The organism is Salmonella sp. 741265050_HSA, from assembly GCF_046569445.1.
Lineage (GTDB): Bacteria > Pseudomonadota > Gammaproteobacteria > Enterobacterales > Enterobacteriaceae > Salmonella > Salmonella enterica.
Map to the genome: position 1 here is coordinate 35,548 of NZ_JBKFSV010000007.1, position 22,609 is coordinate 58,156.

Annotated in this window: 23 protein-coding genes and 1 riboswitch; of the genes, 14 read left to right on the forward strand and 9 right to left on the reverse strand. The window is 52.6% G+C overall.

Annotated elements, in window-relative coordinates:
* Positions 1-49 precede the first annotated feature (49 nt).
* From uvrB to slrP, 3 genes are all read left to right on the forward strand, one after another.
* Complete coding sequence (gene uvrB / locus ACLD4F_RS13815) at positions 50-2,071, forward strand: excinuclease ABC subunit UvrB (RefSeq protein ID WP_000042502.1); 2,022 nt, start codon at positions 50-52, stop codon at positions 2,069-2,071.
* Between the two features lie 308 nt (positions 2,072-2,379).
* On the forward strand, positions 2,380-2,553 hold the full coding sequence (locus ACLD4F_RS13820) for a hypothetical protein (protein WP_001539544.1): 174 nt from the start codon (positions 2,380-2,382) through the stop codon (positions 2,551-2,553).
* 7 nt (positions 2,554-2,560) lie between these two features.
* A complete protein-coding gene (slrP, locus tag ACLD4F_RS13825; protein WP_411010896.1) occupies positions 2,561-4,858 on the forward strand; it encodes an SPI-1 type III secretion system effector E3 ubiquitin transferase SlrP in 2,298 nt (765 codons plus the stop codon).
* A 91-nt stretch (positions 4,859-4,949) separates the two neighbouring features.
* Here the strand turns inward: slrP and yvcK are convergent, their stop codons facing one another.
* Complete coding sequence (gene yvcK / locus ACLD4F_RS13830) at positions 4,950-5,858, reverse strand: uridine diphosphate-N-acetylglucosamine-binding protein YvcK (RefSeq protein WP_001246031.1); 909 nt, start codon at positions 5,856-5,858, stop codon at positions 4,950-4,952.
* Positions 5,859-6,122: 264 nt separating this feature from the next.
* Positions 6,123-6,267: riboswitch (molybdenum cofactor riboswitch) on the forward strand.
* Between yvcK and moaA the strand changes: the two genes are divergently transcribed.
* The 9 genes from moaA (at position 6,255) to ACLD4F_RS13875 (ending at position 11,763) form a co-directional block, all read left to right on the forward strand.
* Positions 6,255-7,244, forward strand: a complete 990-nt coding sequence (moaA, locus tag ACLD4F_RS13835; protein WP_000168180.1) for a GTP 3',8-cyclase MoaA — start codon at positions 6,255-6,257, stop codon at positions 7,242-7,244. It overlaps the preceding riboswitch by 13 nt.
* Positions 7,245-7,265: 21 nt before the next feature.
* Complete coding sequence (gene moaB / locus ACLD4F_RS13840) at positions 7,266-7,778, forward strand: molybdenum cofactor biosynthesis protein B (RefSeq protein WP_000084604.1); 513 nt, start codon at positions 7,266-7,268, stop codon at positions 7,776-7,778.
* A gap of 2 nt (positions 7,779-7,780) precedes the next feature.
* A complete protein-coding gene (moaC, locus tag ACLD4F_RS13845; protein WP_000080894.1) occupies positions 7,781-8,266 on the forward strand; it encodes a cyclic pyranopterin monophosphate synthase MoaC in 486 nt (161 codons plus the stop codon).
* Complete coding sequence (moaD, locus tag ACLD4F_RS13850) at positions 8,259-8,504, forward strand: molybdopterin synthase sulfur carrier subunit (protein WP_000598599.1); 246 nt, start codon at positions 8,259-8,261, stop codon at positions 8,502-8,504. The genes moaC and moaD overlap by 8 nt, the downstream gene beginning before the upstream one ends.
* Before the next feature lies 1 nt (position 8,505).
* On the forward strand, positions 8,506-8,958 hold the full coding sequence (moaE, locus tag ACLD4F_RS13855; protein ID WP_001209385.1) for a molybdopterin synthase catalytic subunit MoaE: 453 nt from the start codon (positions 8,506-8,508) through the stop codon (positions 8,956-8,958).
* Between the two features lie 47 nt (positions 8,959-9,005).
* On the forward strand, positions 9,006-9,710 hold the full coding sequence (locus tag ACLD4F_RS13860) for a Bax inhibitor-1 family protein (protein WP_000373611.1): 705 nt from the start codon (positions 9,006-9,008) through the stop codon (positions 9,708-9,710).
* A gap of 145 nt (positions 9,711-9,855) precedes the next feature.
* On the forward strand, positions 9,856-10,563 hold the full coding sequence (locus tag ACLD4F_RS13865) for a Bax inhibitor-1 family protein (RefSeq protein WP_079944590.1): 708 nt from the start codon (positions 9,856-9,858) through the stop codon (positions 10,561-10,563).
* Between the two features lie 23 nt (positions 10,564-10,586).
* Entirely contained in the window at positions 10,587-11,195 is a 609-nt protein-coding gene (locus ACLD4F_RS13870) for a hypothetical protein (RefSeq protein WP_079944589.1), read from the forward strand.
* 7 nt (positions 11,196-11,202) lie between these two features.
* Positions 11,203-11,763 carry a hypothetical protein gene (locus ACLD4F_RS13875; protein WP_017441930.1) on the forward strand — a complete coding sequence of 187 codons (561 nt, stop codon included), beginning with the start codon at positions 11,203-11,205 and terminating at the stop codon, positions 11,761-11,763.
* A 2-nt stretch (positions 11,764-11,765) separates the two neighbouring features.
* Here the strand turns inward: ACLD4F_RS13875 and ACLD4F_RS13880 are convergent, their stop codons facing one another.
* The 3 genes from ACLD4F_RS13880 to ACLD4F_RS13890 are packed head-to-tail and all read right to left on the reverse strand — an operon-like array spanning position 11,766 to position 14,724.
* Positions 11,766-12,728 (reverse strand): YbhN family protein, encoded by a 963-nt coding sequence (locus tag ACLD4F_RS13880; RefSeq protein ID WP_001129817.1) that lies wholly within the window; start codon positions 12,726-12,728, stop codon positions 11,766-11,768.
* Positions 12,728-13,969: a cardiolipin synthase ClsB gene (gene clsB / locus ACLD4F_RS13885; protein ID WP_000649639.1), complete on the reverse strand. Its 1,242-nt coding sequence runs from the start codon at positions 13,967-13,969 to the stop codon at positions 12,728-12,730. The genes ACLD4F_RS13880 and clsB overlap by 1 nt, the downstream gene beginning before the upstream one ends.
* The gene (locus ACLD4F_RS13890) at positions 13,966-14,724 is read right to left on the reverse strand and encodes an endonuclease/exonuclease/phosphatase family protein (RefSeq protein WP_000192039.1); all 759 of its coding nucleotides are present in this window, start codon (positions 14,722-14,724) and stop codon (positions 13,966-13,968) included. The genes clsB and ACLD4F_RS13890 overlap by 4 nt, the downstream gene beginning before the upstream one ends.
* A gap of 132 nt (positions 14,725-14,856) precedes the next feature.
* Between ACLD4F_RS13890 and ACLD4F_RS13895 the strand changes: the two genes are divergently transcribed.
* Positions 14,857-15,267: a YbhQ family protein gene (locus tag ACLD4F_RS13895; protein ID WP_000871970.1), complete on the forward strand. Its 411-nt coding sequence runs from the start codon at positions 14,857-14,859 to the stop codon at positions 15,265-15,267.
* Here ACLD4F_RS13895 and ACLD4F_RS13900 read toward each other — a convergent pair.
* From ACLD4F_RS13900 to cecR, 5 genes are all read right to left on the reverse strand, one after another.
* The gene (locus tag ACLD4F_RS13900; protein ID WP_000469050.1) at positions 15,229-16,335 is read right to left on the reverse strand and encodes an ABC transporter permease; all 1,107 of its coding nucleotides are present in this window, start codon (positions 16,333-16,335) and stop codon (positions 15,229-15,231) included. The two genes, ACLD4F_RS13895 and ACLD4F_RS13900, sit on opposite strands and share 39 nt — an antisense overlap.
* A gap of 115 nt (positions 16,336-16,450) precedes the next feature.
* Positions 16,451-17,581, reverse strand: a complete 1,131-nt coding sequence (locus ACLD4F_RS13905) for an ABC transporter permease (RefSeq protein ID WP_000045762.1) — start codon at positions 17,579-17,581, stop codon at positions 16,451-16,453.
* Positions 17,574-19,310, reverse strand: a complete 1,737-nt coding sequence (locus tag ACLD4F_RS13910; RefSeq protein WP_079944588.1) for an ATP-binding cassette domain-containing protein — start codon at positions 19,308-19,310, stop codon at positions 17,574-17,576. The genes ACLD4F_RS13905 and ACLD4F_RS13910 overlap by 8 nt, the downstream gene beginning before the upstream one ends.
* On the reverse strand, positions 19,303-20,298 hold the full coding sequence (gene hlyD / locus ACLD4F_RS13915; RefSeq protein WP_000743431.1) for a secretion protein HlyD: 996 nt from the start codon (positions 20,296-20,298) through the stop codon (positions 19,303-19,305). Before hlyD ends, ACLD4F_RS13910 begins: the two co-directional genes overlap by 8 nt.
* Positions 20,298-20,972 (reverse strand): transcriptional regulator CecR, encoded by a 675-nt coding sequence (gene cecR / locus ACLD4F_RS13920; protein ID WP_001025254.1) that lies wholly within the window; start codon positions 20,970-20,972, stop codon positions 20,298-20,300. The genes hlyD and cecR overlap by 1 nt, the downstream gene beginning before the upstream one ends.
* Before the next feature lie 229 nt (positions 20,973-21,201).
* On the opposite strand from cecR, the gene rhlE reads away from it, so the two are divergent.
* Entirely contained in the window at positions 21,202-22,563 is a 1,362-nt protein-coding gene (gene rhlE / locus ACLD4F_RS13925; RefSeq protein ID WP_000007065.1) for an ATP-dependent RNA helicase RhlE, read from the forward strand.
* Positions 22,564-22,609: the final 46 nt, after the last annotated feature.

Consider the following 22,609-nt stretch of genomic DNA (forward strand, 5'->3'; position numbering starts at 1 on the left):
CGAGAGTAAAATTACACCCCTGCCCGCTCACTCCTTCAGGTAGCCGCTCATGAGTAAACCGTTCAAACTGAATTCCGCTTTTAAACCTTCTGGCGATCAGCCGGACGCTATACGTCGTCTGGAAGAGGGGCTGGAGGACGGGCTGGCGCATCAGACGTTATTGGGCGTGACCGGCTCCGGGAAGACATTCACCATCGCCAACGTCATTGCGGACTTGCAGCGGCCAACGATGGTGCTTGCGCCCAATAAAACCCTGGCGGCGCAGCTCTACGGCGAAATGAAAGAGTTTTTCCCGGAAAACGCGGTGGAGTATTTCGTCTCCTACTATGACTACTATCAGCCGGAAGCGTATGTGCCAAGTTCGGATACGTTTATCGAAAAAGACGCTTCGGTAAACGAACATATTGAGCAAATGCGGTTGTCGGCAACGAAAGCGTTGCTTGAGCGACGCGATGTCGTGGTGGTGGCTTCCGTGTCCGCGATTTACGGTCTGGGCGATCCGGATCTCTACCTGAAAATGATGCTGCATCTGACGGTGGGAATGCTGATTGACCAGCGCGCGATTTTGCGTCGGCTGGCGGAATTGCAATACACCCGTAACGATCAAGCTTTTCAGCGTGGTACTTTTCGCGTGCGCGGCGAAGTGATCGACATCTTCCCGGCTGAATCTGACGACATCGCGCTACGCGTTGAGCTATTTGATGAAGAAGTGGAACGCCTGTCGCTGTTCGACCCGTTAACCGGGCAGGTAGAGTCAACGGTGCCACGTTATACTATCTATCCCAAAACGCACTACGTAACGCCGCGCGAGCGTATTCTGCAGGCGATGGAAGAGATAAAAGATGAGCTGGCGGACAGGCGTAAGGTCTTGCTGGCGAATAATAAGCTGCTTGAAGAGCAGCGATTAAGCCAGCGCACGCAGTTCGATTTAGAGATGATGAACGAGCTGGGCTACTGCTCAGGCATTGAAAACTATTCCCGCTTTCTGTCGGGCCGCGGGCCGGGCGAACCGCCGCCAACCTTGTTCGATTATCTGCCCGCCGACGGACTGCTGGTGGTGGATGAGTCTCATGTCACCATCCCGCAGATAGGCGGCATGTACCGCGGCGACCGGGCGCGCAAAGAGACGCTGGTCGAGTATGGCTTCCGTCTGCCTTCGGCGCTGGATAACCGTCCGCTGAAGTTTGAGGAGTTTGAAGCCTTAGCGCCGCAAACTATCTATGTTTCCGCCACGCCCGGCAACTATGAGCTGGAAAAATCTGGTGATGAGGTGGTGGATCAGGTCGTGCGACCGACCGGGCTGCTGGACCCGATTATTGAAGTGCGTCCGGTGGCGACCCAGGTGGACGATCTGCTGTCCGAAATTCGTCAGCGTGCGGCCATTAATGAGCGTGTCCTTGTCACTACGCTTACCAAACGGATGGCGGAAGATTTGACCGAATATCTGGAAGAACACGGCGAGCGCGTGCGTTACCTGCACTCAGATATTGATACCGTGGAGCGCATGGAAATCATCCGCGATTTGCGTCTGGGCGAGTTTGACGTTCTGGTGGGGATTAACCTGCTGCGCGAAGGGCTGGATATGCCGGAAGTCTCGCTGGTGGCGATTCTGGACGCCGATAAAGAGGGCTTTCTGCGCTCCGAGCGCTCCCTGATTCAGACCATAGGACGCGCGGCGCGTAACGTTAACGGTAAAGCGATTCTGTATGGCGATAAAATCACGCCGTCGATGGCGAAGGCGATTGGCGAAACCGAGCGACGTCGCGAGAAGCAGCAGAAGTACAACGAAGAGCACGGTATCACTCCGCAGGGGCTGAACAAAAAAGTGGTCGACATCCTGGCGCTGGGGCAGAACATTGCGAAAACCAAAGCGAAGGGGAAAGGCAAGGGCCGTTCTACGGCGAAAGCCGGAATTGTCGAACTGGATATGACGCCGAAAGCGTTGCAGCAGAAAATTCATGAACTGGAAGGGCAAATGATGCAGCACGCGCAAAATCTGGAGTTTGAAGAAGCCGCGCAAATTCGCGACCAGTTGCACCAGTTACGCGAGTTGTTTATCGCGGCGTCCTGACAATGTGTCGATCGCCAGCGAGTCATCGTTACCATGGCTCGCTTTTGAGAATTTTAGTGCAATAGTAAGGGCTAAGTCAGTCAGGAATGAAAAACAGTGACAGGCTTTGACTAACGGGATTGTCGAAAAACTCAAAACATCAATGGGGTAGCTAGTTTAATCACAACTGAAGAAAATTAGCGTTGAGGCTGAACCCAACGCTAATTTTCCCTCTCTCCTCGGCTATGAAAAAAAACGCCCCGTATTATCGGTATAGCTATCCTTATGATCGTCATTTTAATCTTATGTGAGTTCGTTGAAAGCGTGTCATGGCAACAGATTACATCATTCTACTTAAAAAAGAGGTGATGGAAGCGCGAGCATTTATAAGTCAAGCGCTGCAAATACTGAATGATTTGTCCGAAATAATGACGACTATGGCCTCTTGTTTAAAGTTGAGAATATCCTTATCTGTTACTTTAGGTTACGTTCAGATCAGGTAGGGAAAATATGTTTAATATTACTAATATACAATCTACGGCAAGGCATCAAAGTATTAGCAATGAGGCATCAACAGAGGTGCCTTTAAAAGAAGAGATATGGAATAAAATAAGTGCCTTTTTCTCTTCAGAACATCAGGTTGAAGCACAAAGCTGCATCGCTTATCTTTGTCATCCACCTGAAACCGCCTCGCCAGAAGAGATCAAAAGCAAGTTTGAATGTTTAAGGATGTTAGCTTTCCCGGCGTATGCGGATAATATTCAGTATAGTAGAGGAGGGGCAGACCAATACTGTATTTTGAGTGAAAATAGTCAGGAAATTCTGTCTATAGTTTTTAATACAGAGGGCTATACCGTTGAGGGAGGGGGAAAATCAGTCACCTATACCCGTGTGACAGAAAGCGAGCAGGCGAGTAGCGCTTCCGGCTCCAAAGATGCTGTGAATTATGAGTTAATCTGGTCTGAGTGGGTAAAAGCGGCGCCAGCGGAAGAGGCAGCAAATCGTGAAGAAGCCGTACAACGGATGCGTGACTGCCTGAAAAATAATAAGACGGAACTCCGTCTGAAAATATTAGGACTTACCACTATACCCACCTGTATTCCTGAGCAGATAACTACTCTGATACTCGATAACAATGAACTGAAAAGTTTGCCGGAAAATTTACAGGGAAATATAAAGACCCTGTATGCCAGAAGTAATCAGCTAACCAGTATCCCTGCCACGTTACCGGATACCATACAGAAAATGGAGCTGAGCATTAACCGTATTACTGAATTGCCGGAACGTTTGCCTTCAGCGCTTCAATCGCTGGATCTTTTTCATAATAAAATTAGTTCCTTACCTGAAAATCTACCTGAGGAACTTCGGTGCCTGAGCGTTTATGATAACCGCATAAGGACACTGCCAGAACATCTTCCGTCAGGGATTACCCATTTGAATGTGCAGAGTAATTCGTTAACCGCTCTGCCTGAAACATTGCCGCCGGGCCTGAAGACTCTGGAGGCCGGCGAAAATGCCTTAACCAGTCTGCCCGCATCGTTACCACCAGAATTACAGGTCCTGGATGTAAGTAAAAATCAGATTACTGTTCTGCCTGAAACACTACCTCCCACGATAACAACGCTGGACGTTTCCCGTAACGCATTGAGTAATCTACCGGAAAACCTCCCGGCGGCATTACAAATAATGCAGGCCTCTCGCAATCGCCTGGTCCGTCTCCCGGAGTCGTTACCCCGTTTTCGTGGTGAAGGACCTCAACCTACAAGAATAATCGTAGAACATAATCCTTTTTCAGAACGAACAATACAGAATATGCAGCGGCTAATGTCCTCTGCGGGTTATCAGGGACCCCAGGTATTTTTTGCCATGGGCGACTTTTCAATTGTTCGGGTAACTCGACCACTGCATCAAGCTGTCCAGGGGTGGCTAACCAATCTCGAGGAGGAAGACGTCAACCAATGGCGGGCGTTTGAGGCAGAGGCAAACGCGGCGGCTTTCAGCATGTTTCTGGATCGTCTTAGCGATACGCAGAACACCCGACACCCGGATTTTAAGGAACAAGTCTCCGCCTGGCTAATGCGCCTGGCTGATGATAGCACACTAAGAGAAACCGCATTTATTATAGCGATGGATGCAACGATAAGCTGTGAAGATCGGGTCACACTGGCATACCACCAAATGCAGGAAGCGACGTTGGTTCATGATGCTGAAAGAGGCGCCTTTGATAGCCACTTAGCGGAACTGATTATGGCGGGGCGTGAAATTTTTCGGCTGGAGCAAATAGAATCGCTCGCCAGAGAAAAGGTAAAACGGCTGTTTTTTATTGACGAAGTCGAAGTATACCTGGGTTTTCAGAATCAGTTACGAGAGTCGCTGTCGCTGACAACAATGACCCAGGATATGCGATTTTATAACGTTTCGGGTATCACTGAGTCTGACCTGGACGAGGCGGAAATAAGGATAAAAATTGCTGAAAATAGGGAGTTTCACAAATGGTTTGCGCTGTGGGGGCCGTGGCATAAAGTGCTGGAGCGTATAGCGCCAGAAGAGTGGCGTGAAAGGATGGCTAAAAGGGATGAGTGTATTGAAACGGATGAGTATCAGAGCCGGGTCAATGCTGAACTGGAAGATTTAAGAATAGCAGACGACTCTGACGCAGAGCGTACTACTGAGGTACAGATGGATGCAGAGCGTGCTATTGGGATAAAAATAATGGAAGAGATCAATCAGACCCTCTTTACTGAGATCATGGAGAATATATTGCTGAAAAAAGAGTTGAGCTCGCTCATGAGCGCCTACTGGCGATAGCTGAACGCAGTTTATCAGAAGGGGGAGAGAGCCTGTTTACCCTTCGGTGTAAACAGGCTTCTGATAAGCGCAGCGTCGTCGGTAAACGGGCTTAACCCAACGCCTGTAGCGCTTTTTCCAGCGCATTGTGTAATAACTGACGATCGTGGCGATAGGGGATATCGCTGGCCTCCAGCACTTCCTGAATCACCAGCCGATCGTTCACCGCACTGACGTCAACTTGCGGTCCAACCACCACCGCGTCAATGACTTTTTTGCCAATATATTGCTCCATCATCGCCAGCTTATCGACCAGCGTTAAACTGGCGGCGGGCAGACTCAGTTCGCGACCCAGATTGCCGATATACACCATTGGCGCTGGGGTGCGCCGCAGCGCCTGCGCCAGTTCATCCAGCAGCAGGCAAGGCATCAGGCTGGTATAAAAACTGCCAGGGCCAATCAGAATCAGATCCGCGTCATTAATGGCCTGTACCGCTTCCCGCGTCGCCGGAACGTTTGGCGTTAACATGATCTCCTGCGGCGGCGTCGCTAACTGATCGATATTCACCTCGCCATAAATCTCATGCCCCTGATCGTCAATCGCCATCAGATCTACCGGTAGCTCCGACATCGGGATCAGTTGCGCGTCCACTTTAAGCAGATTACGAATTAAATTAATCGCTTCCAGAGGCCGCACGCTCAGGTGATCTAACGCCTTTAACATCAAATTTCCGAGGTTATGACCAGAAAGTTCGCCATTACCGCCAAAACGGTACTCAAACATAGCGGATGCGACGCTGGGTTCGGTAATTAACTGATTCAGACAGTTGCGCATATCGCCCCAGGCGATCCCGCCTTCCGAGCGGCGAATACGGCCAGTTGACCCCCCGTTATCTGTGGTAGTCACAATGCCGGTCAGGCGCGAACCTAATGAAGAAAGCGAGGAGAGGACGCGTCCTAATCCATGCCCTCCGCCGAGGGCAACGACACGATCAAGGTCAGCCAGCGTACGATTGCGCATAAAAATTCCTGAAGTCAAATAAGCAGCGCTACAGTAGCGCAAGTCGCGGGTTTTCAGCAATTAGCCGACCGGCTAAAAGACAATTAATTATTCCCGACTACCCCTTTATAGCGAGGGCGTTACCACGGCTAAATGATATATATCAATGTAAAAGTGTGATTTTCACGTATTCTGTCGCTAAATAGCACGATCATATCGCTATGTATATGTTTATATAGCGAAAGCGTGATGGCGAAATTGTCATTTACACGCTAGTATCGGCGTAACCACAGTAAACACTCTAGCCTCTGCACCTGGGTCATTTTTGATATGGTGCTTTGGCCGTGACAACGTTTAACGTTTGCCACCAGGGCGCAGGAAGAAATGACTTCGCCTCCCGTATTTGGAAAGGTGTACATGGCTTCACAACTTACCGATGCTTTCGCGCGTAAGTTTTACTACTTACGTTTGTCGATTACCGATGTGTGCAACTTTCGTTGCACCTACTGTCTGCCGGATGGCTACAAACCTGGCGGCGTCACTAACAACGGTTTCCTTACCGTCGATGAAATTCGTCGCGTTACGCGCGCTTTTGCCAGTCTTGGCACGGAGAAGGTGCGTCTTACCGGCGGCGAGCCTTCATTACGCCGCGATTTTACCGACATCATTGCCGCCGTGGGTGAAAATGATGCTATTCGCCAGATCGCGGTGACCACTAACGGTTATCGACTGGCGCGCGATGCCGCGAACTGGCGCGAAGCGGGGCTGACGGGCGTCAATGTTAGCGTGGATAGTCTGGATGCGCGTCAGTTCCATGCGATTACCGGTCAGGACAAATTCCGCCAGGTGATGGCGGGCATCGATGCCGCCTTTGACGCCGGTTTCGAAAAGGTGAAAGTCAACACCGTGCTGATGCGCGACGTAAATCACCATCAGTTGGATACCTTCCTTGCCTGGATTCAGCCTCGCCCCATTCAGTTACGCTTCATTGAACTTATGGAGACGGGCGAGGGGAGCGATCTCTTCCGCAAACATCATATTTCGGGTCAGGTATTACGCGACGAGCTGATTAAGCGCGGCTGGATCCACCAGCTCCGCCAGCGTAGCGATGGCCCGGCGCAGGTTTTTTGTCATCCCGATTACGCCGGTGAGATCGGTCTCATTATGCCGTACGAAAAAGATTTCTGCGCCACCTGTAATCGCCTGCGTGTTTCGTCCGTCGGTAAGCTGCATTTATGTCTGTTTGGCGACGGCGGCGTGAGTTTACGCGACCTGTTACAGGATGATGCGCAGCAATACGCGCTTGAGGAACGTATTTCCGACGCGTTGCGGGAGAAAAAGCAGACCCATTTCCTTCACCAGAGCAATACTGGTATTACGCAAAATTTATCTTACATTGGCGGTTAATCCTTAATAAGGAGATTTCAGATGAGTCAGGTCAGCGCTGAATTTATCCCGACCCGCATCGCTATTCTTACTGTTTCCAGCCGACGCGGCGAAGAAGACGACACCTCCGGTCATTATCTGCGTGATTCGGCGCAGGAGGCCGGGCATGAAGTGGTGGCGAAAGCCATCGTTAAAGAGAACCGTTACGCGATTCGCGCCCAGGTTTCCGCCTGGATCGCCAGTGATGAGGTGCAGGTCGTATTGATAACTGGCGGGACCGGTTTGACCGAAGGCGATCAGGCGCCGGAAGCGCTGTTGCCGCTGTTCGATCGTGAAGTGGAAGGATTTGGCGAAGTGTTTCGCATGCTCTCGTTTGAAGAGATCGGTACCGCAACTCTGCAGTCGCGCGCGGTAGCTGGCGTGGCGAATAACACCTTGATTTTCGCCATGCCGGGCTCCACAAAAGCGTGCAGAACCGCATGGGAGAATATCATTGCGCCGCAGCTGGATGCCCGTACACGCCCATGTAATTTTCACCCTCATTTAAAGAAATAACGATGTCGCAATTAACCCATATAAACGCCGCAGGCGAAGCGCACATGGTGGACGTTTCCGCGAAAGCGGAAACCGTTCGTGAAGCGCGTGCGGAAGCATTCGTTACCATGCGTAGTGAAACGCTGGCGATGATTGTTGATGGCAAACACCACAAGGGCGATGTTTTCGCCACCGCCCGAATTGCCGGTATTCAGGCCGCCAAACGCACCTGGGAGCTGATCCCGCTGTGCCACCCGCTACTGCTAAGTAAAGTGGAGATTCAGCTGCAGGCCGAGCCGGAGCATAACCGCGTGCGTATTGAGTCTCTGTGCCGTCTGACCGGTAAAACCGGCGTCGAAATGGAAGCGTTAACCGCGGCGTCCGTCGCGGCGTTAACCATCTACGACATGTGTAAAGCGGTACAAAAAGATATGGTAATTGGTCCGGTGCGCCTGCTGGCGAAAAGCGGCGGCAAATCGGGGGATTTTAAGGTGGATGCGCATGATTAAGGTGCTTTTCTTCGCCCAGGTTCGCGAGCTTACAGGAACTGACGCGCTGGAGCTTCCAGCAGATTTTTCCACCGTTGAGTCGCTGCGACAGCATCTGGCGACAAAGAGCGATCGTTGGGCGCTGGCGCTGGAAGACGGCAAGCTGTTGGCGGCGGTCAACCAGACGCTGGTAAGTTTTGACCATCCGCTGACGGCGGGCGATGAAGTGGCGTTTTTCCCGCCAGTCACGGGGGGCTAACATGCGTGAAACGCGAATTGTAGTCGGCCCTGCGCCGTTTAGCGTCGGGGAGGAATATTCCTGGCTGGCGGCGCGCGACGAAGACGGCGCGGTCGTCACCTTTACCGGAAAAGTGCGCAATCATAACCTGGGCGATAGCGTTAAGGCGCTGACGCTGGAGCATTATCCCGGCATGACTGAGAAAGCTCTGGCGGAGATCGTCGCGAAGGCGCGTTCCCGCTGGCCGCTGGGACGGGTCACGGTGATTCATCGCGTTGGCGAATTATGGCCGGGCGATGAGATTGTGTTTGTCGGCGTCACCAGCGCGCACCGCAGTAGCGCGTTCGACGCCGGTCAGTTCATTATGGATTATCTGAAAACCCGTGCGCCGTTCTGGAAGCGTGAAGCCACGCCGGAAGGCGATCGCTGGGTCGAAGCGCGCGACAGCGACCAGCAGTCGGCGAAACGTTGGTAGCAGAATGTGATACGCTTTAGGGTATCATTTCCACACAGGAGTTCATCATGGACAGATTTCCACGATCTGATTCAATAGTGCAGGCGCGGTCCGGCCTGCAGACCTATATGGCGCAAGTGTATGGCTGGATGACGGTCGGACTGTTACTGACCGCGTTTATCGCGTGGTATGCGGCTAATACGCCAGCCGTCATGATGTTTGTCTTTTCCAGTAAGATCACCTTCTTTGGCTTAATTATTGCCCAGCTTGCGCTGGTGTTTGTTCTGTCGGGATTGGTGCATAAACTTAGCGCCGGAATGGCGACGACGCTGTTTATGCTCTATTCGGCGCTAACCGGATTGACGTTATCCAGTATTTTTATCGTTTACACCTACTCCTCTATCGCCAGCACGTTTGTGGTGACGGGGGGAATGTTTGGCGCCATGAGCCTGTACGGGTACACCACTAAACGCGATCTTAGCGGTTTCGGCAACATGCTGTTTATGGCGCTTATTGGTATCGTTCTGGCGTCGCTGGTCAATTTCTGGCTGAAGAGTGAAGCGCTGATGTGGGCGGTAACCTATATCGGGGTGGTGGTGTTTGTCGGTCTGACCGCCTATGACACGCAGAAACTGAAAAATATCGGCGAGCAAATAGATACCCGCGATAGCGCTAATCTGCGTAAATATTCGATTCTCGGCGCGTTAACGCTGTACCTGGACTTTATCAACCTGTTCCTGATGTTACTGCGTATTTTTGGTAATCGCCGCTAATTATAGCGATCTCTTAAAATCCTGGCCCTGCGCCAGGATTTTTTTAGGACTATATTTAGGGCGAAACAGCATAAATATCTTAGAAATGTTTTCCTGCGCTTGCCATTCTTATCACCGTGATCATGTGAAGAGTGATAAATGACAAGTGGGACCTCTGGCTGCAATACGTATACGGCAAATAGCATTAATTCCCGCGACAATGTTATCCCTTACCTATTGGTATACTGCGTTGGGACTATGGTGTACCGCCGGCATTATATGGTTAACGTTGTATACTCATTTTTTGATAACCCACGTTCAACCTGTTGTTGTTTTGTGGATATCAGCACTTTTGCTTGGTCTGGGGTATGGGGCCATTACCTGCCTTTCCCGCTTTGGCACTGTTGTCGCAACGTTGATATATATTGCCATCATTACGCTTACCGGCGTGTCATTAGCTTACCTTTTCTCAGGTGGCGCGACCATTTTCGTGATTGTTGGAATCATGTTTAGTCTTAATGCCTTATTTATTTTCTACCTGAATATCAGTTCTGGTCTATTCAGGCCGTTAATTTTTATGGCGGTAAGCGGGATCATCGCTGCGATAGTTGTCAATAGCCTGGTGGCCAGTAGCACTATGGTCTGGATAGTCAGTATGCTGACGGTATTGGTATGGACATTGATTACAGCACTAGAAAAATCGACACTTCATGGTTATGCCCGCATGTTATACCACAGCGAGTTTTCATCCCTGTCTCGTTGCGCTTTATTTGGCGCGCTGACGCTTTACCTTGGCATTATTAATGCTGTGGTTACGCTGTGTCGTTATATCATTTTGATGATTCTGGAAATACTATTATCTTTCAGGCCGTAGGCGTTGCAGGTTTTTTATTCAGGTTGGTGATGATGGGTATAATGATTAAATTATGTGGCAAACAATTTTGGTTAGCGTTTTGTGAAGCTAAAGACGTCACTCGCGCCATTAAAAATGGCGGCGAGGATTTTAATAAGAAATGCCCGCCAGCGCTGATTTCTCATTTCATTACCGGATTGTCATGGGAACATTCATTACCCAATCCTGCGCCTGTTTGCGCGTTTAGTTTTATGCTTCTTGTGGGAGGTGTGTGCAGTGCGCATTTTGTTTTTGATAAGTTTATCCTGTATTGGCCACTAAATATAATTATTTATTTTGGCAGTGCTATAGGTATGATGCTATGTGTTATGGCTGAGGTATGGCTTATTGCCAAGGGGTTTATCCTGGGGTTGCGCCTCTGCGTTTTACTGTTTTTATTAAATATTATGCTCTGCGGTACTGGATTATTTGACGTGTTGTGCCATCAAAATAGCGAACTAAAGAGTGATCTGGTTATCGCTATTATTATGGTTGTGCTTTGCCGCTGGGTGATGAATGGCGAAACGTTTACGATGATGATTCGTTTCTGCCAGGAGCGTCGATTAGTGCGAGTCGCATTACAAAAATATCTCACCTCACAGACAAGGAAATGATAAGCCCATGAACCTGATGACGTGGCTAACAGGAAAAACACTGGCTGAGCTGGTGAAAAAAGGGCAGTTGATCCCGCCAGAAATTAAGTTACCTGTGTATCCGGCCAGCCACTACAAAAAAAACTGGTATGAACAAGGTATTCCTCACGGAGGCGTTATTGGGCTTACGGCGATCATGATGACCATGACATGGATCGTCAGTATAAACATGGTTATTGCGCAGTTTGAGTTGCACAATAAAAAGCATCTGGAGCTGGTCTTCTTTCTGGCCGTGGGCTATATCGCTTTTCTTACCCCGTCAAATCAGCTCCTGCTTAAAGGAAGAATGAGCGGGGTCATTATTTACCGCTATGCGCTATTACTGGCCATTATTTCCGTTACGTTGGCAACGTTCTGTACCCTGTCATCAGTATTCATGGGCGAGTTTCACGAAGTGCTCCTGCTGCTGTTTAGCTGGTCATTGCTGCTTTTTTCCCGCTTACAGATGAATACGTCTTTTTTCTCAGCATATGTTTATTTTTACCGGATAAAACGCGTTGTGCAGGAAAGCGAAAACGCGTCTGCTTAAATTTATTTTGCCATCGCCCGCTCGTTTTTCGCCCGCAGCTTCTTCGCCCGGCTCTCCAGGATCAGGTAGCACACCAGCGCCAGCAACAGGGGAATAAAATAGTAAAGCACGCGGTATGCGAGCAGGGCGGCGATAATCGTGCCTTGCGACGTATGTTCGCCCGCCAGCAACGCAAGGAATACGGCCTCCAGCACGCCGATGCCTGCCGGAATATGCACGATGACGCCCGCGATACTGCTCACCAGCAGTACGCCCAGCACAAAGAAATAGTTCACATCCTGACCCATCAGCAGCCAGATAATGGCGCCCATCGCCATCCAGTTCGCGCTGGAGATCGCCATCTGCGCCAGCGCGAATTTCCATGACGGCAGCACCAGTTTCTGCCCTTTAATCGTCATATGCCGCCGCTTCGCAAAGGCGCAAAACCACAGATAGACCGCGATAATCAACAATAAAACGATACCGAGAATACGTAGCGTGCCTTCATCGATATACCAGTGGTCGGGAAGCTGGACAATGCCGAAGGTAAAAATGATGCCGCCAAGCAGAATATAGCCCAGCCAGTTAGTGGTAATGCTGAGTGAGAAAATGCGCGTGATAGTACTGCCGGGCAACCCGAGGCGAGAGTATAGTCGGTAACGCATCCCGATCCCGCCGACCCAGGTGCTGAGCGTCAGGTTAAAGGCATAGCAGACGAACGATACCAACATCACCTGTCGCTTCGCCAGTTTATGGCCGCAATAAAGCCGTCCAAGCAGGTCGTAGCAGCCGTACAGAAGATAGCTAACGATCACCAGTCCTACAGCGCTTAAAAGCGCTGTGCGGTTATAGTCGCGGATGACGGTCCAGACATCGCCCCAGTCGACCTTTTTAGCATAAACCACCAGCAGAACGACGACCGCAATAAAAAACAGCCAGGTCAGCACTTTTTTAGCCAGCCGCCAGCGCGGATGCGATTTAGCCATTAGGGCTTCACTCCTGTATTTTCTGGATCAACGCGATCCTGGGTTTCCATTTCTGGCTGGGCAGGCGGGGGAACCTGCGCCAGATGCGGGGTATGCGCAGGTAGCCAGCCGACCAGCGCCGGGAAATGACGTAAAAAGTGGAACGCCAGCACGCTTTTGGTCAGGTTCCACCAGGTGCGTTTCGGCAGCATAGACTCATCGACCTGCTTACAATCGTTCACGATGATGCCTTGTAAATTATCGCGCAGGGTCTGGTTAAAGGTACGATCGTGAATGATCAGGTTAGCTTCAAGGTTAAGCGACAGGCTGAGCGGATCGAGATTACTCGACCCTACCGTGGCCCAGTGATCGTCCATCAGCGCCACTTTGCCATGCAGCGGACGGCGTCGGTATTCATAAACCTGCACGCCGCCCTTCACCAGATAGTTATAGAGCAACCGCGCGCCGACTTTGACTATCGGCATATCTGGTTCCCCCTGGACAATCAGTTTTACGCTCACGCCACGGCGGGCGGCTTTACGCATTGCGTGGAGCAAGCGATAGCCGGGGAAAAAATAGGCGTTAGCGATAATCACTTCACGCTTTGCCTGGGTCAGCATTTTCAGATAATGACGTTCGATATCGTCGCGGTGCTCTTCGTTATCCCGCCAGACAAACAGCGCCTGCGCTTCGCCGGGGTGACGGTTTTCTTCAGCCTGGTGATGGCGCTTCCACCAGCGGCGCGCGGGGCTTTGCCCCGGCAGATTCTCGACTTCGAATTGCAGGATATCGGCCACAACAGGCCCTTCGACCCGTACCGCGTAGTCTTGTTTCGCCTGCGGGCCGTAATCCGACATATGTTCGGCGGAGTAGTTAATGCCGCCGACAAAGGCAATACGATCATCAATTACCACAATTTTGCGGTGCATTCGGCGGAAGATATTGGTTCGCAACCCCAGTAGACGCGGGCGGGGGTCGTAATAGCGAAAAATCACGCCCGCCGAGGTTAATTCGCCGACAAACGCGTCGCTGAGATCGGGAGAGCCGTAGCCGTCGAGTAATACTTCGGCTTTTACGCCGCGCTGTGCGGCTTTTAGCAGAGCGGCATGGAGTTTTTTACCCACCTCATCTTCAAACAAGATAAAGGTTTCCAGAATGATTTTTTGCTGTGCCTGAGCGATAGCCTCAAACACGGCAGGATAGAACTGGTCGCCGTTTTCCAGTAGCTGAATTTGATTACCTTCACGCCAGCCGCATTTCATAGATGGATCTCCGCGCTAAGGGGGGCATGGTCTGATAAATGTCGCCAGTTCCGCAGCGGTAGCGCCGTAGGAGAACTGGCGTTCGCATTCTTGACGTAAATACGATCGAGTCGCAGCAGCGGCATACTCACCGGGAATGTGCGCGCCGGTCGGCCATGGGCACGGGTGAATATCTCCTCCAGCCCGGCCGCGTTTAATGGCGGGCCGGCCTTTTGCCGCCAGTCATTAAAGTCTCCGGCCACCAGCACCGGTTCTGATTCCGGCAAGGCATTCACCCATCCCGCCAGCATGGTTAACTGCGCCTGGCGGTGGCTCTCCCGCAGGCCGAGATGTACGCACATGACGTGGATAGGGCGGTTGAGCATGGGCGGCGTAATGCGGCAATAGAGCACGCCGCGTTTTTCGCTACCGCCGACCGAGACGTCGCGATTTTCATAATGTTCAATGGGATAGCGAGAAAGAACCGCGTTACCGTGGTGGCCTTCCGGATAGACCGCATTGCGGCCATAGGCGAAATCGCTCCACATGGTGTCGGCCAAAAATTCATAGTGGGTAGTGTCCGGCCAGTTTTCGATATGCAGCGGATGTACTTCATGCGCGCCCATCACTTCTTGCAGACAGACGATATCGGCGCCGACCGTTCTGACGGCGTCGCGCAGCTCCGGCAGGATGAAGCGTTTATTAAAGGCGGTAAAACCTTTGTGCGTATTAATTGTGAGCACTTTGAATGAAAAATTTCGCGTGTGTTGAGTCATTTTCTTCCTGTCCGCGTCACTATCCTGATTGAAATAGTGTAGTCGTCGTCACAAAAAGATGCGGTCTTACGGAATTTTCCGTAAAGTTCGGTACTCTGAATAATGAGAGAAAAATGCTTCAGGAGAAAAGCCATGAAGTGGCAACAACGCGTTCGTGTCGCAACCGGCCTCGGTTGTTGGCAGATTATGTTGCATTTACTGGTAGTGGCGATGCTGGTAATAGGCTGGATGAGCGGCACATTAGTGCGCGTCGGCCTGGGATTATGCGTGCTTTATGGCGTGACGGTACTGCTGATGCTGGCGTTGCAGCGCCATCATGAGCAACGCTGGCGCGATGTGGCGGATGTGCTGGAAGAGCTGACTACCACCTGGTACTTCGGCACCGCGCTGATTGTCCTCTGGCTGCTATCCCGCGTATTGCAAAACAATGTCTTGCTGGCGCTGGCGGGGCTGGCTATCCTGGCCGGGCCCGCCGTGGTCTCGCTACTGGCGAAAGATAAAAAGCTACATCACTTTGCGTCTAAACATCGCATACGCCGCTGACCCCGTGGTGGCCGCTATCACCAGTAGCGGCCACAAACTTCCCCAGACAATTCCCAGACTCGCATCCTTAAGATAAATTTGCTTGGTAATATCAGTAAAGTGGCGGATAGGATTTATCCACGTCAGGTTTTGCAGCCAGACCGGCATATTTTCCACCGGCGAGACATAACCCGAGAGCAAAATCGCCGGCATCATAAAGACAAAGACGCCGATAAACGCCTGCTGTTGCGTGGCGCAAAGCGATGATATCAGCAAGCCAAAGCCTACCAGCGACAGCCCGTAAATCACCATCGTGAAATAAAACAGCGCTAACGAACCGGCGAAGGGAATTTGGTATGCCCAAATGCCGATAGCCAGCACGATCGTGGCCTGGAAGGTCGCGACAATCAGCGCCGGCACCGCTTTACCAACGAAAATCTGCCAGGTGGTGAGCGGAGAGACCAGCAGTTGATCCAGAGTGCCTTGTTCACGCTCGCGGGCGACGGACAGCGAAGTGACGATCATCACGCCAATAGTGGTGATCATGGCGATCAGCGAGGGCACCACAAACCACTTGTAGTCCAGATTCGGGTTATACCAGTTGCGTACCACCAGTTCGCTATTGTTGGGCTTTGGCTTACCGTCCATCAATGTCTGCTGATACTCCTTGACGATCTGTTGCAGATAATTGGCGGCGATTTGCGCGCTGTTGGAGTTACGTCCATCAAGAATGAGTTGCATCGGCGCAGGCTGGAAGGTATCCAGATTCCGCGAGAAATCCGCCGGGAAGCGCACCAGCAGCAGCGCTTTTTGCGTATCGATAGTCGGCTGGATCTCCTGCGGACTGTTCAGCAATAGCACATGGGTAAACGCTTTCGCGCGGGCAAAGCGCTGGGTAAGTTCTACCGAATGTTTGCCGTTATCTTCGTTATAGATGGCGATAGTCGCGTTAGTGACTTCAAGCGTCGCGGCGAACGGAAACAGGATGACCTGAATCAGCACCGGCAGAATCAGGATCGCGCGCGTTTGCGGTTCGCGTAAAAGCGATTGCAGTTCTTTGCGAATTAACGTCCATAAACGATGAAACATGTCCGTCCTCTCAGTCCAGTTTGTAGGCCTGATAAGCAAAGCGCATCAGGCATAATGCCGGATGGCGGCGTGAACGCCTTATCCGGCCTACGACGACAATTATCCATACACATATTTAATCCAGCCGTCGTTTGGTTTTTAGCCACGTCAGGCCAATAAACATCACCGCCGAGGCGATTAAAAACAGTACGTTAACGCCTAACACGACCGGAATATTGCCGGCCAGAAACAGACTTTGCAGGGTGCTGACAAAATAGCGCGCCGGAATAATATAGGTCACCGCGCGGATCACCGCAGGCATACTGTCTATCTGGAAGATAAATCCGGACAGCATAATCGAGGGCAAAAAGGCGGCGTTCAGCGCCACCTGCGCGGCGTTAAACTGGTTGCGAGTGATGGTGGAAATCAACAGCCCCATCCCCAGCGTACTCAGTAAAAACAGACTGGTGATGATAAACAGAATCACCAGCGAACCGCGATACGGCACGCCGAGAATAAACACCGATACCAGCATACAGAGCAGCATCGCCAGCATACCGAGAAAGTAATAGGGAATAAGCTTACACAGCAGCAGTTCAACACGCGTCACTTCGGTTGAGAGCAGCGCCTCCATCGTGCCGCGCTCCCATTCGCGGGCAACGACCAGCGAGGTGAGGATTGCGCCAATTACCGTCATGATAATGGTCACCGCCCCGGGAATGATAAAATGCTGACTGATCGCCGCCGGGTTAAACCAGTAGCGCGTCTGGACGTCGATGAGCGGTTCAAAGGTGTCGCCGCGATCTTCCGCCCGCTGCTGTTGCCAGATTTGCCAGATGCCTTCAACATAACCCTGAACGAAGTTGGCGGTGTTTGGCTCGCTGCCGTCGGTAATCACCTGAATCGGCGCGCTGTCACCGGCGCGCGCCATTTGCTGCGCGAAATCCACCGGAATCACCACCAGTCCGCGAATGCGTCCGGCCTGCATTTTTTCAATTAATTCATGGCGATTATCGCTAATGGTCGCGTCGATATAGGGTGAACCGGTCATCGCATGAGTGAAATCCAGCGCCTCCTGGCTTTGTTGTTCAAGCAGAATCCCCACCCGCAGCTTGCTGGAGTCGAGGTTAATGCCGTAACCAAAAATAAACAGCAACAGCAGCGGGATTACCACCGCAATCAGCCAGCTACTGGGATCGCGCACGATCTGGCGCGTCTCTTTGACGCACAACGCACGCACGCGGCGCCAGGAGAGAGACTTACTCATGCGTATGCTCCTTATCCCAGTCATTAATGAGAGTGATAAAGGCCTGCTCCATCGTCGGATCGGCCTGTTGCTCATCGGCGGCCTGCGCTTTGAGATCGTCCGGCGTACCGCTGGCGATAAGCTTCCCGCGATAAACCAGTCCGATGCGATCGCAATATTCCGCCTCATCCATAAAGTGGGTCGTCACCATTACCGTGACCCCTTTTTCCACCATGCTATTAATGTGCAGCCAAAATTCACGGCGGGTGAGGGGATCAACCCCGGACGTTGGTTCATCAAGGAATAAAATATCCGGTTCGTGCATCAGCGAGCAGGCCAGCGCCAGTCGCTGTTTAAAGCCCAGCGGCAGCGCATCGGTGGGATGCGACGCGATGCTTTTCAGACCAAACGCTTCACTCATGCGCTGAATTTTTTCATTTTGCGCGCGGCCCCGCAAACCGTAGACGCCGGAGAAAAAACGCAGGTTCTGCTCAACCGTCAGGTTGCCGTAAAGCGAAAATTTTTGCGCCATATAGCCCAGATGCTGACGGGCTTTGCCGGAGCTGACTTTCAGATCCATATCCAGCACCAGCGCCTTGCCGGATGTCGGCACCAGCAGGCCGCACATCATTTTAAAGGTGGTTGATTTACCCGCGCCGTTCGGGCCGAGCAGGCCAAAAATCTCGCCGCGTTGTACGACGAAATTAACATGGTCCGTGGCCGCGAAATCGCCAAATTTTTTCGTCAGTTCCTGCGCTTCAATCACCGTTTCGCCGGCAGTGCCTTCAACCGTATGCAGGATTGAACCCAGCGGAGACTCCGAGGTTCCCGCTCCGCCAAGCAGATCGATAAACGCATCTTCGAAGCGCGGCGCGGTCTCATTGAGGGTGATTTCCGGCATCCCTTCGGCCTGGCGAATATCTGCTGCGGTCGCCTCTTTTTTCAGGATCAGGCGTACCGAACGTCCCTGAATCATGCCGTCGCTCACCTGCGGCAGTCTGAGCGCTCTCTGTAGCAACTTACGGTTGTTTTCCTGTGGACTGCTCATCAGAAAGCTACGACCGGCCATCGTTTGCGTCAGCGCTTTAGGTTCGCCCTGATAGAGCAGCTCGCCTTCATTCATCAGCAGCACATCGCGGCACTGTTCGGCTTCATCCAGATAGGAGGTGCTCCATAAAATCAGCATCCCGTCGCCCGCCAGTTCGTGGACCATTTGCCACAACTCGCGCCGTGAAATCGGGTCAACGCCAACGCCCGGTTCATCCAACAGCAGCACTTTCGGTTCGCCGACCAGCGTACAGGCCAGCCCCAGTTTTTGCTTCATCCCGCCGGACAATTTTCCTGCCAGACGGCCAGTGAAAGAGCCGAGGGCGGTAAACTCCAACAAACGGGCAAAGGTCTTTTCCCGTATCTCGCCGGTAACGCTGCGCAAATCGGCATAGAGATTAAGGTTCTCCATGACGGTAAGATCTTCATACAGCCCGAATTTCTGCGGCATATAGCCCAGAACCGCGTGCAGCTCGCTGTCGTTTTGTATCGGGTCGAAGCCTAATACGGACGCGCTGCCGCCATCGGCTTTGAGCAGGCCCGCCAGCATACGCATCAGCGTGGTTTTTCCTGCGCCGTCCGGCCCTACCAGCCCGGTGACATAACCGGAATGAATGGTACAGTCGAGCGGCGCGACGGCGGGTTTATCCATTCCCGCAAAGCGCTTCGTCAGACCGTGCAGCGTAATAACGGCCTCACTCATGCCGTGCCTCGTCATTAAATTTCACCGTGACTGGCATCCCCTGGCGTAACGCATCGTCCGCATCGGTGACGATAATGCGCAGGCGATAGACGAGATCGGTACGCAGATCCGGCGTTTCGACGGTTTTCGGCGTAAATTCCGCGGTGGGCGAAACGAAACCAATCTTGCCGTGGTAAGGTTTGTCAGGACGACCGTCGGTATATAGCAGAATGTCGCGCCCCGGTTGCGTCTGACTGAGGTTGCGTTCATCGACATAGGCGCGCACCCAGACGGGGCGGGTCAGCGAGAGCGTTAATACCGTGCTGCCGGCGTTCAGCATACTGCCAGGCTCGACCGCGCGGGTGAGCAAGGTTCCGTTGGCAGGCGCGATAAGCGTGGTGTCCTGCAAATCAAGCTGCGCCTGCGCCAGTTGGGCCTTTGCCTGTTCCAGGCTGGCTTTCGCCTGGGCGATATCCTGTTCACGATTACCGGTACGGTACTGGCTCAGTTTATCCTGCGCGGACTTCAGCGTCGCCTGCGCCTGATCGCGCGATGAGCGGGCGTTTTCCAGATCGTTAGCGGAAATGGTGCGGCTTTTCCACAATCCTTGCTGACGGTTATAAAAGTTTTGTGCGTAGTCATAGGCGGCTTGCGCCTGTCTGACGGCGGCGGCGGCCTGGGCTATCTCTTCATCGCGATAGCCTGCCAGCATCAAATCATATTGCGCCTGCGCGACCGACACGCCAGCTTTCGCCTGCATTAGCGCGTTTTCGTATGGCGCGTGATCCAGTTCGCCGAGCACCTGTCCGGCTTTGATGGCATCGCCTTCATCAACATTCAGCGACGCCAGCCTGCCGCCGACGCGAAAGCTGATATTGACGGTACGGATATCGACATTACCGTATAGCGTCAGCCCATCGTCCTGCCGACTTTGATACCACCAGGTTCCACCGGCAATCACAGCGACGATCGCTGCGATTGCCAGTCCGATAACGACAGGTTTTTTCATCAGTCCAGACTCCTTTGCGTTAAACCGTGCAGAATAAGATCGATGTGGCAGGTTACCGTCTGGTAAATCAGCTCCGCTTTTTCTTCATCAAACTGCGGCCAGCCGGTACGTAACAGAATAGTTTCTTTGCCGAGACGGAACGCCAGCACTTCGCCCAGTAAGGCATGGGTATGCAAAATCATGCGCGTATCATTGGCGTCGCAGCCGGTATAAGCGGCAACCAATCTTGTCAGATGGGTGTGCAACGGATCGATAACCTGTTCATGAACCAATTGATAGGCCGACGTGGGAGAGAGCTGCTCGCGTGAAATAAATTTGCTCAGGTTAACGGTGTCTTCCTGCGTCAGCAGCATAATCATGTTCTTGCAGGCGAGCAGAATGAGCTCGCGTATGGCGTCCCGGTCAGGGGCAGGCTGGCTAAACAGACGTTCCGCTTTTTCAGCATGGGGGCGAAATTTTTCGCCAAGAAAATCGGCAATCCACTGGGCGCAGGCGAGGTATAAATCCTCTTTTGAGCCGAAATAGTAAGTAATGGCGGCAATATTTTGCCCCGCCAGCGCGGCGATATCGCGCGTGGTGGCATGGAGGCCATACTCGCCAAACTGCGCCAGTGCGGCGGCAATGAGCTGACTTTTCGCCTGCTCGCCCTTGGTGGTCGTGGTGGGAATATTCATCACACGCCCTAATTTTTAATCAATCGATTGATTAAGACTATGACTCATAATGGCACTTGTCCAGTGTGGTCGATTAATTTGTCTTTGCTACCTTCCGGGATAATTTATGCGCCGCATCACAAAAACTGCTACACTCCGCCCCTTCATGACATTGTGGTTTTTGTCATTCCAAATTTGAGCATCTCCCTGAAAACTACACCGGCAACGGTCGGGGCGGTCCGGAGTAGTTATGTCTTTTGATTCCCTGGGATTAAACCCTGATATCCTGCGCGCCATTGCCGAGCAGGGTTACCGTGAACCTACCCCTATTCAGCAACAGGCGATTCCCGCCGTGCTGGAAGGCCGCGATCTGATGGCCAGCGCCCAGACCGGAACCGGTAAAACGGCGGGTTTTACCCTGCCATTGTTGCAGCATCTGATTACCCATCAGCCGCACGCTAAAGGTCGTCGCCCGGTGCGCGCGTTGATCCTCACGCCAACCCGCGAGCTGGCGGCGCAAATTGGCGAAAACGTTAGAGATTACAGTAAATACCTCAACATTCGCTCGCTGGTGGTGTTTGGCGGCGTAAGCATCAATCCGCAGATGATGAAACTGCGCGGCGGCGTGGATGTGCTGGTGGCGACGCCGGGACGTCTGCTCGACCTGGAACATCAAAATGCCGTGAAGCTGGATCAGATTGAGATTCTGGTACTGGATGAAGCCGACCGTATGCTGGATATGGGCTTCATTCACGACATTCGTCGCGTGCTGGCGAAACTGCCGGCGAAGCGTCAGAATCTGCTGTTCTCCGCCACGTTCTCTGACGACATCAAAGCGCTCGCCGAAAAGCTGTTGCGCAACCCGCTGGAAATCGAAGTGGCGCGCCGCAACACGGCCTCAGAGCAGGTAACGCAGCACGTGCACTTTGTCGATAAAAAACGCAAACGTGAACTGTTGTCGCAGATGATTGGCCAGGGCAACTGGCAGCAGGTGTTGGTCTTCACCCGCACCAAGCATGGCGCGAACCATCTGGCGGAACAGCTTAATAAAGACGGTATTCGCAGCGCGGCGATCCACGGTAATAAATCGCAGGGCGCACGTACCCGCGCGCTGGCCGATTTTAAATCCGGCGATATTCGCGTGCTGGTAGCGACGGATATTGCGGCGCGTGGTCTGGATATTGAAGAGCTGCCGCACGTGGTCAACTATGAGCTGCCGAACGTGCCGGAAGATTATGTACACCGTATTGGCCGTACCGGTCGCGCGGCGGCAACTGGCGAGGCGCTGTCGCTGGTCTGTGTTGACGAGCATAAATTGTTGCGTGATATCGAAAAGTTGCTGAAAAAAGAGATCCCACGCATTACGACGCCGGGCTATGAGCCGGACCCGTCGATTAAAGCGGAGCCGATTCAGAACGGTCGTCAGCAGCGCGGCGGCGGCGGTCGTGGACGCGGACAAAATCAGGGGGGAGCGGGGCGCAGTCAGCAGCCGCGACGTCAGGATAGCGGGGCGGCGAAGGCGAAACCAAAACCGCGCACAGGCGAGGGGAAACCCGCGGGCGACAAAGCACGTCCGCCGCGTCGCCCGCGCAGAATCACGCCTGCCCAGTAAATTTTATCCGGCAACATGCCCGGTAGTGCGACGCTTACCGGGCCTA

What these genes read in the sequence shown, in the direction of transcription:
- uvrB (WP_000042502.1), top strand. Translation starts at nt 50, where the DNA reads ATGAGTAAACCGTTCAAACTGAATTCCGCTTTTAAACCTTCTGGCGAT.
- ACLD4F_RS13820 (WP_001539544.1), top strand. Translation starts at nt 2,380, where the DNA reads ATGGCAACAGATTACATCATTCTACTTAAAAAAGAGGTGATGGAAGCG.
- slrP (WP_411010896.1), top strand. Translation starts at nt 2,561, where the DNA reads ATGTTTAATATTACTAATATACAATCTACGGCAAGGCATCAAAGTATT.
- yvcK (WP_001246031.1), bottom strand. Translation starts at nt 5,858, where the DNA reads ATGCGCAATCGTACGCTGGCTGACCTTGATCGTGTCGTTGCCCTCGGC.
- moaA (WP_000168180.1), top strand. Translation starts at nt 6,255, where the DNA reads ATGGCTTCACAACTTACCGATGCTTTCGCGCGTAAGTTTTACTACTTA.
- moaB (WP_000084604.1), top strand. Translation starts at nt 7,266, where the DNA reads ATGAGTCAGGTCAGCGCTGAATTTATCCCGACCCGCATCGCTATTCTT.
- moaC (WP_000080894.1), top strand. Translation starts at nt 7,781, where the DNA reads ATGTCGCAATTAACCCATATAAACGCCGCAGGCGAAGCGCACATGGTG.
- moaD (WP_000598599.1), top strand. Translation starts at nt 8,259, where the DNA reads ATGATTAAGGTGCTTTTCTTCGCCCAGGTTCGCGAGCTTACAGGAACT.
- moaE (WP_001209385.1), top strand. Translation starts at nt 8,506, where the DNA reads ATGCGTGAAACGCGAATTGTAGTCGGCCCTGCGCCGTTTAGCGTCGGG.
- ACLD4F_RS13860 (WP_000373611.1), top strand. Translation starts at nt 9,006, where the DNA reads ATGGACAGATTTCCACGATCTGATTCAATAGTGCAGGCGCGGTCCGGC.
- ACLD4F_RS13875 (WP_017441930.1), top strand. Translation starts at nt 11,203, where the DNA reads ATGAACCTGATGACGTGGCTAACAGGAAAAACACTGGCTGAGCTGGTG.
- ACLD4F_RS13880 (WP_001129817.1), bottom strand. Translation starts at nt 12,728, where the DNA reads ATGGCTAAATCGCATCCGCGCTGGCGGCTGGCTAAAAAAGTGCTGACC.
- clsB (WP_000649639.1), bottom strand. Translation starts at nt 13,969, where the DNA reads ATGAAATGCGGCTGGCGTGAAGGTAATCAAATTCAGCTACTGGAAAAC.
- ACLD4F_RS13890 (WP_000192039.1), bottom strand. Translation starts at nt 14,724, where the DNA reads ATGACTCAACACACGCGAAATTTTTCATTCAAAGTGCTCACAATTAAT.
- ACLD4F_RS13895 (WP_000871970.1), top strand. Translation starts at nt 14,857, where the DNA reads ATGAAGTGGCAACAACGCGTTCGTGTCGCAACCGGCCTCGGTTGTTGG.
- ACLD4F_RS13900 (WP_000469050.1), bottom strand. Translation starts at nt 16,335, where the DNA reads ATGTTTCATCGTTTATGGACGTTAATTCGCAAAGAACTGCAATCGCTT.
- ACLD4F_RS13905 (WP_000045762.1), bottom strand. Translation starts at nt 17,581, where the DNA reads ATGAGTAAGTCTCTCTCCTGGCGCCGCGTGCGTGCGTTGTGCGTCAAA.
- ACLD4F_RS13910 (WP_079944588.1), bottom strand. Translation starts at nt 19,310, where the DNA reads ATGAGTGAGGCCGTTATTACGCTGCACGGTCTGACGAAGCGCTTTGCG.
- hlyD (WP_000743431.1), bottom strand. Translation starts at nt 20,298, where the DNA reads ATGAAAAAACCTGTCGTTATCGGACTGGCAATCGCAGCGATCGTCGCT.
- cecR (WP_001025254.1), bottom strand. Translation starts at nt 20,972, where the DNA reads ATGAATATTCCCACCACGACCACCAAGGGCGAGCAGGCGAAAAGTCAG.
- rhlE (WP_000007065.1), top strand. Translation starts at nt 21,202, where the DNA reads ATGTCTTTTGATTCCCTGGGATTAAACCCTGATATCCTGCGCGCCATT.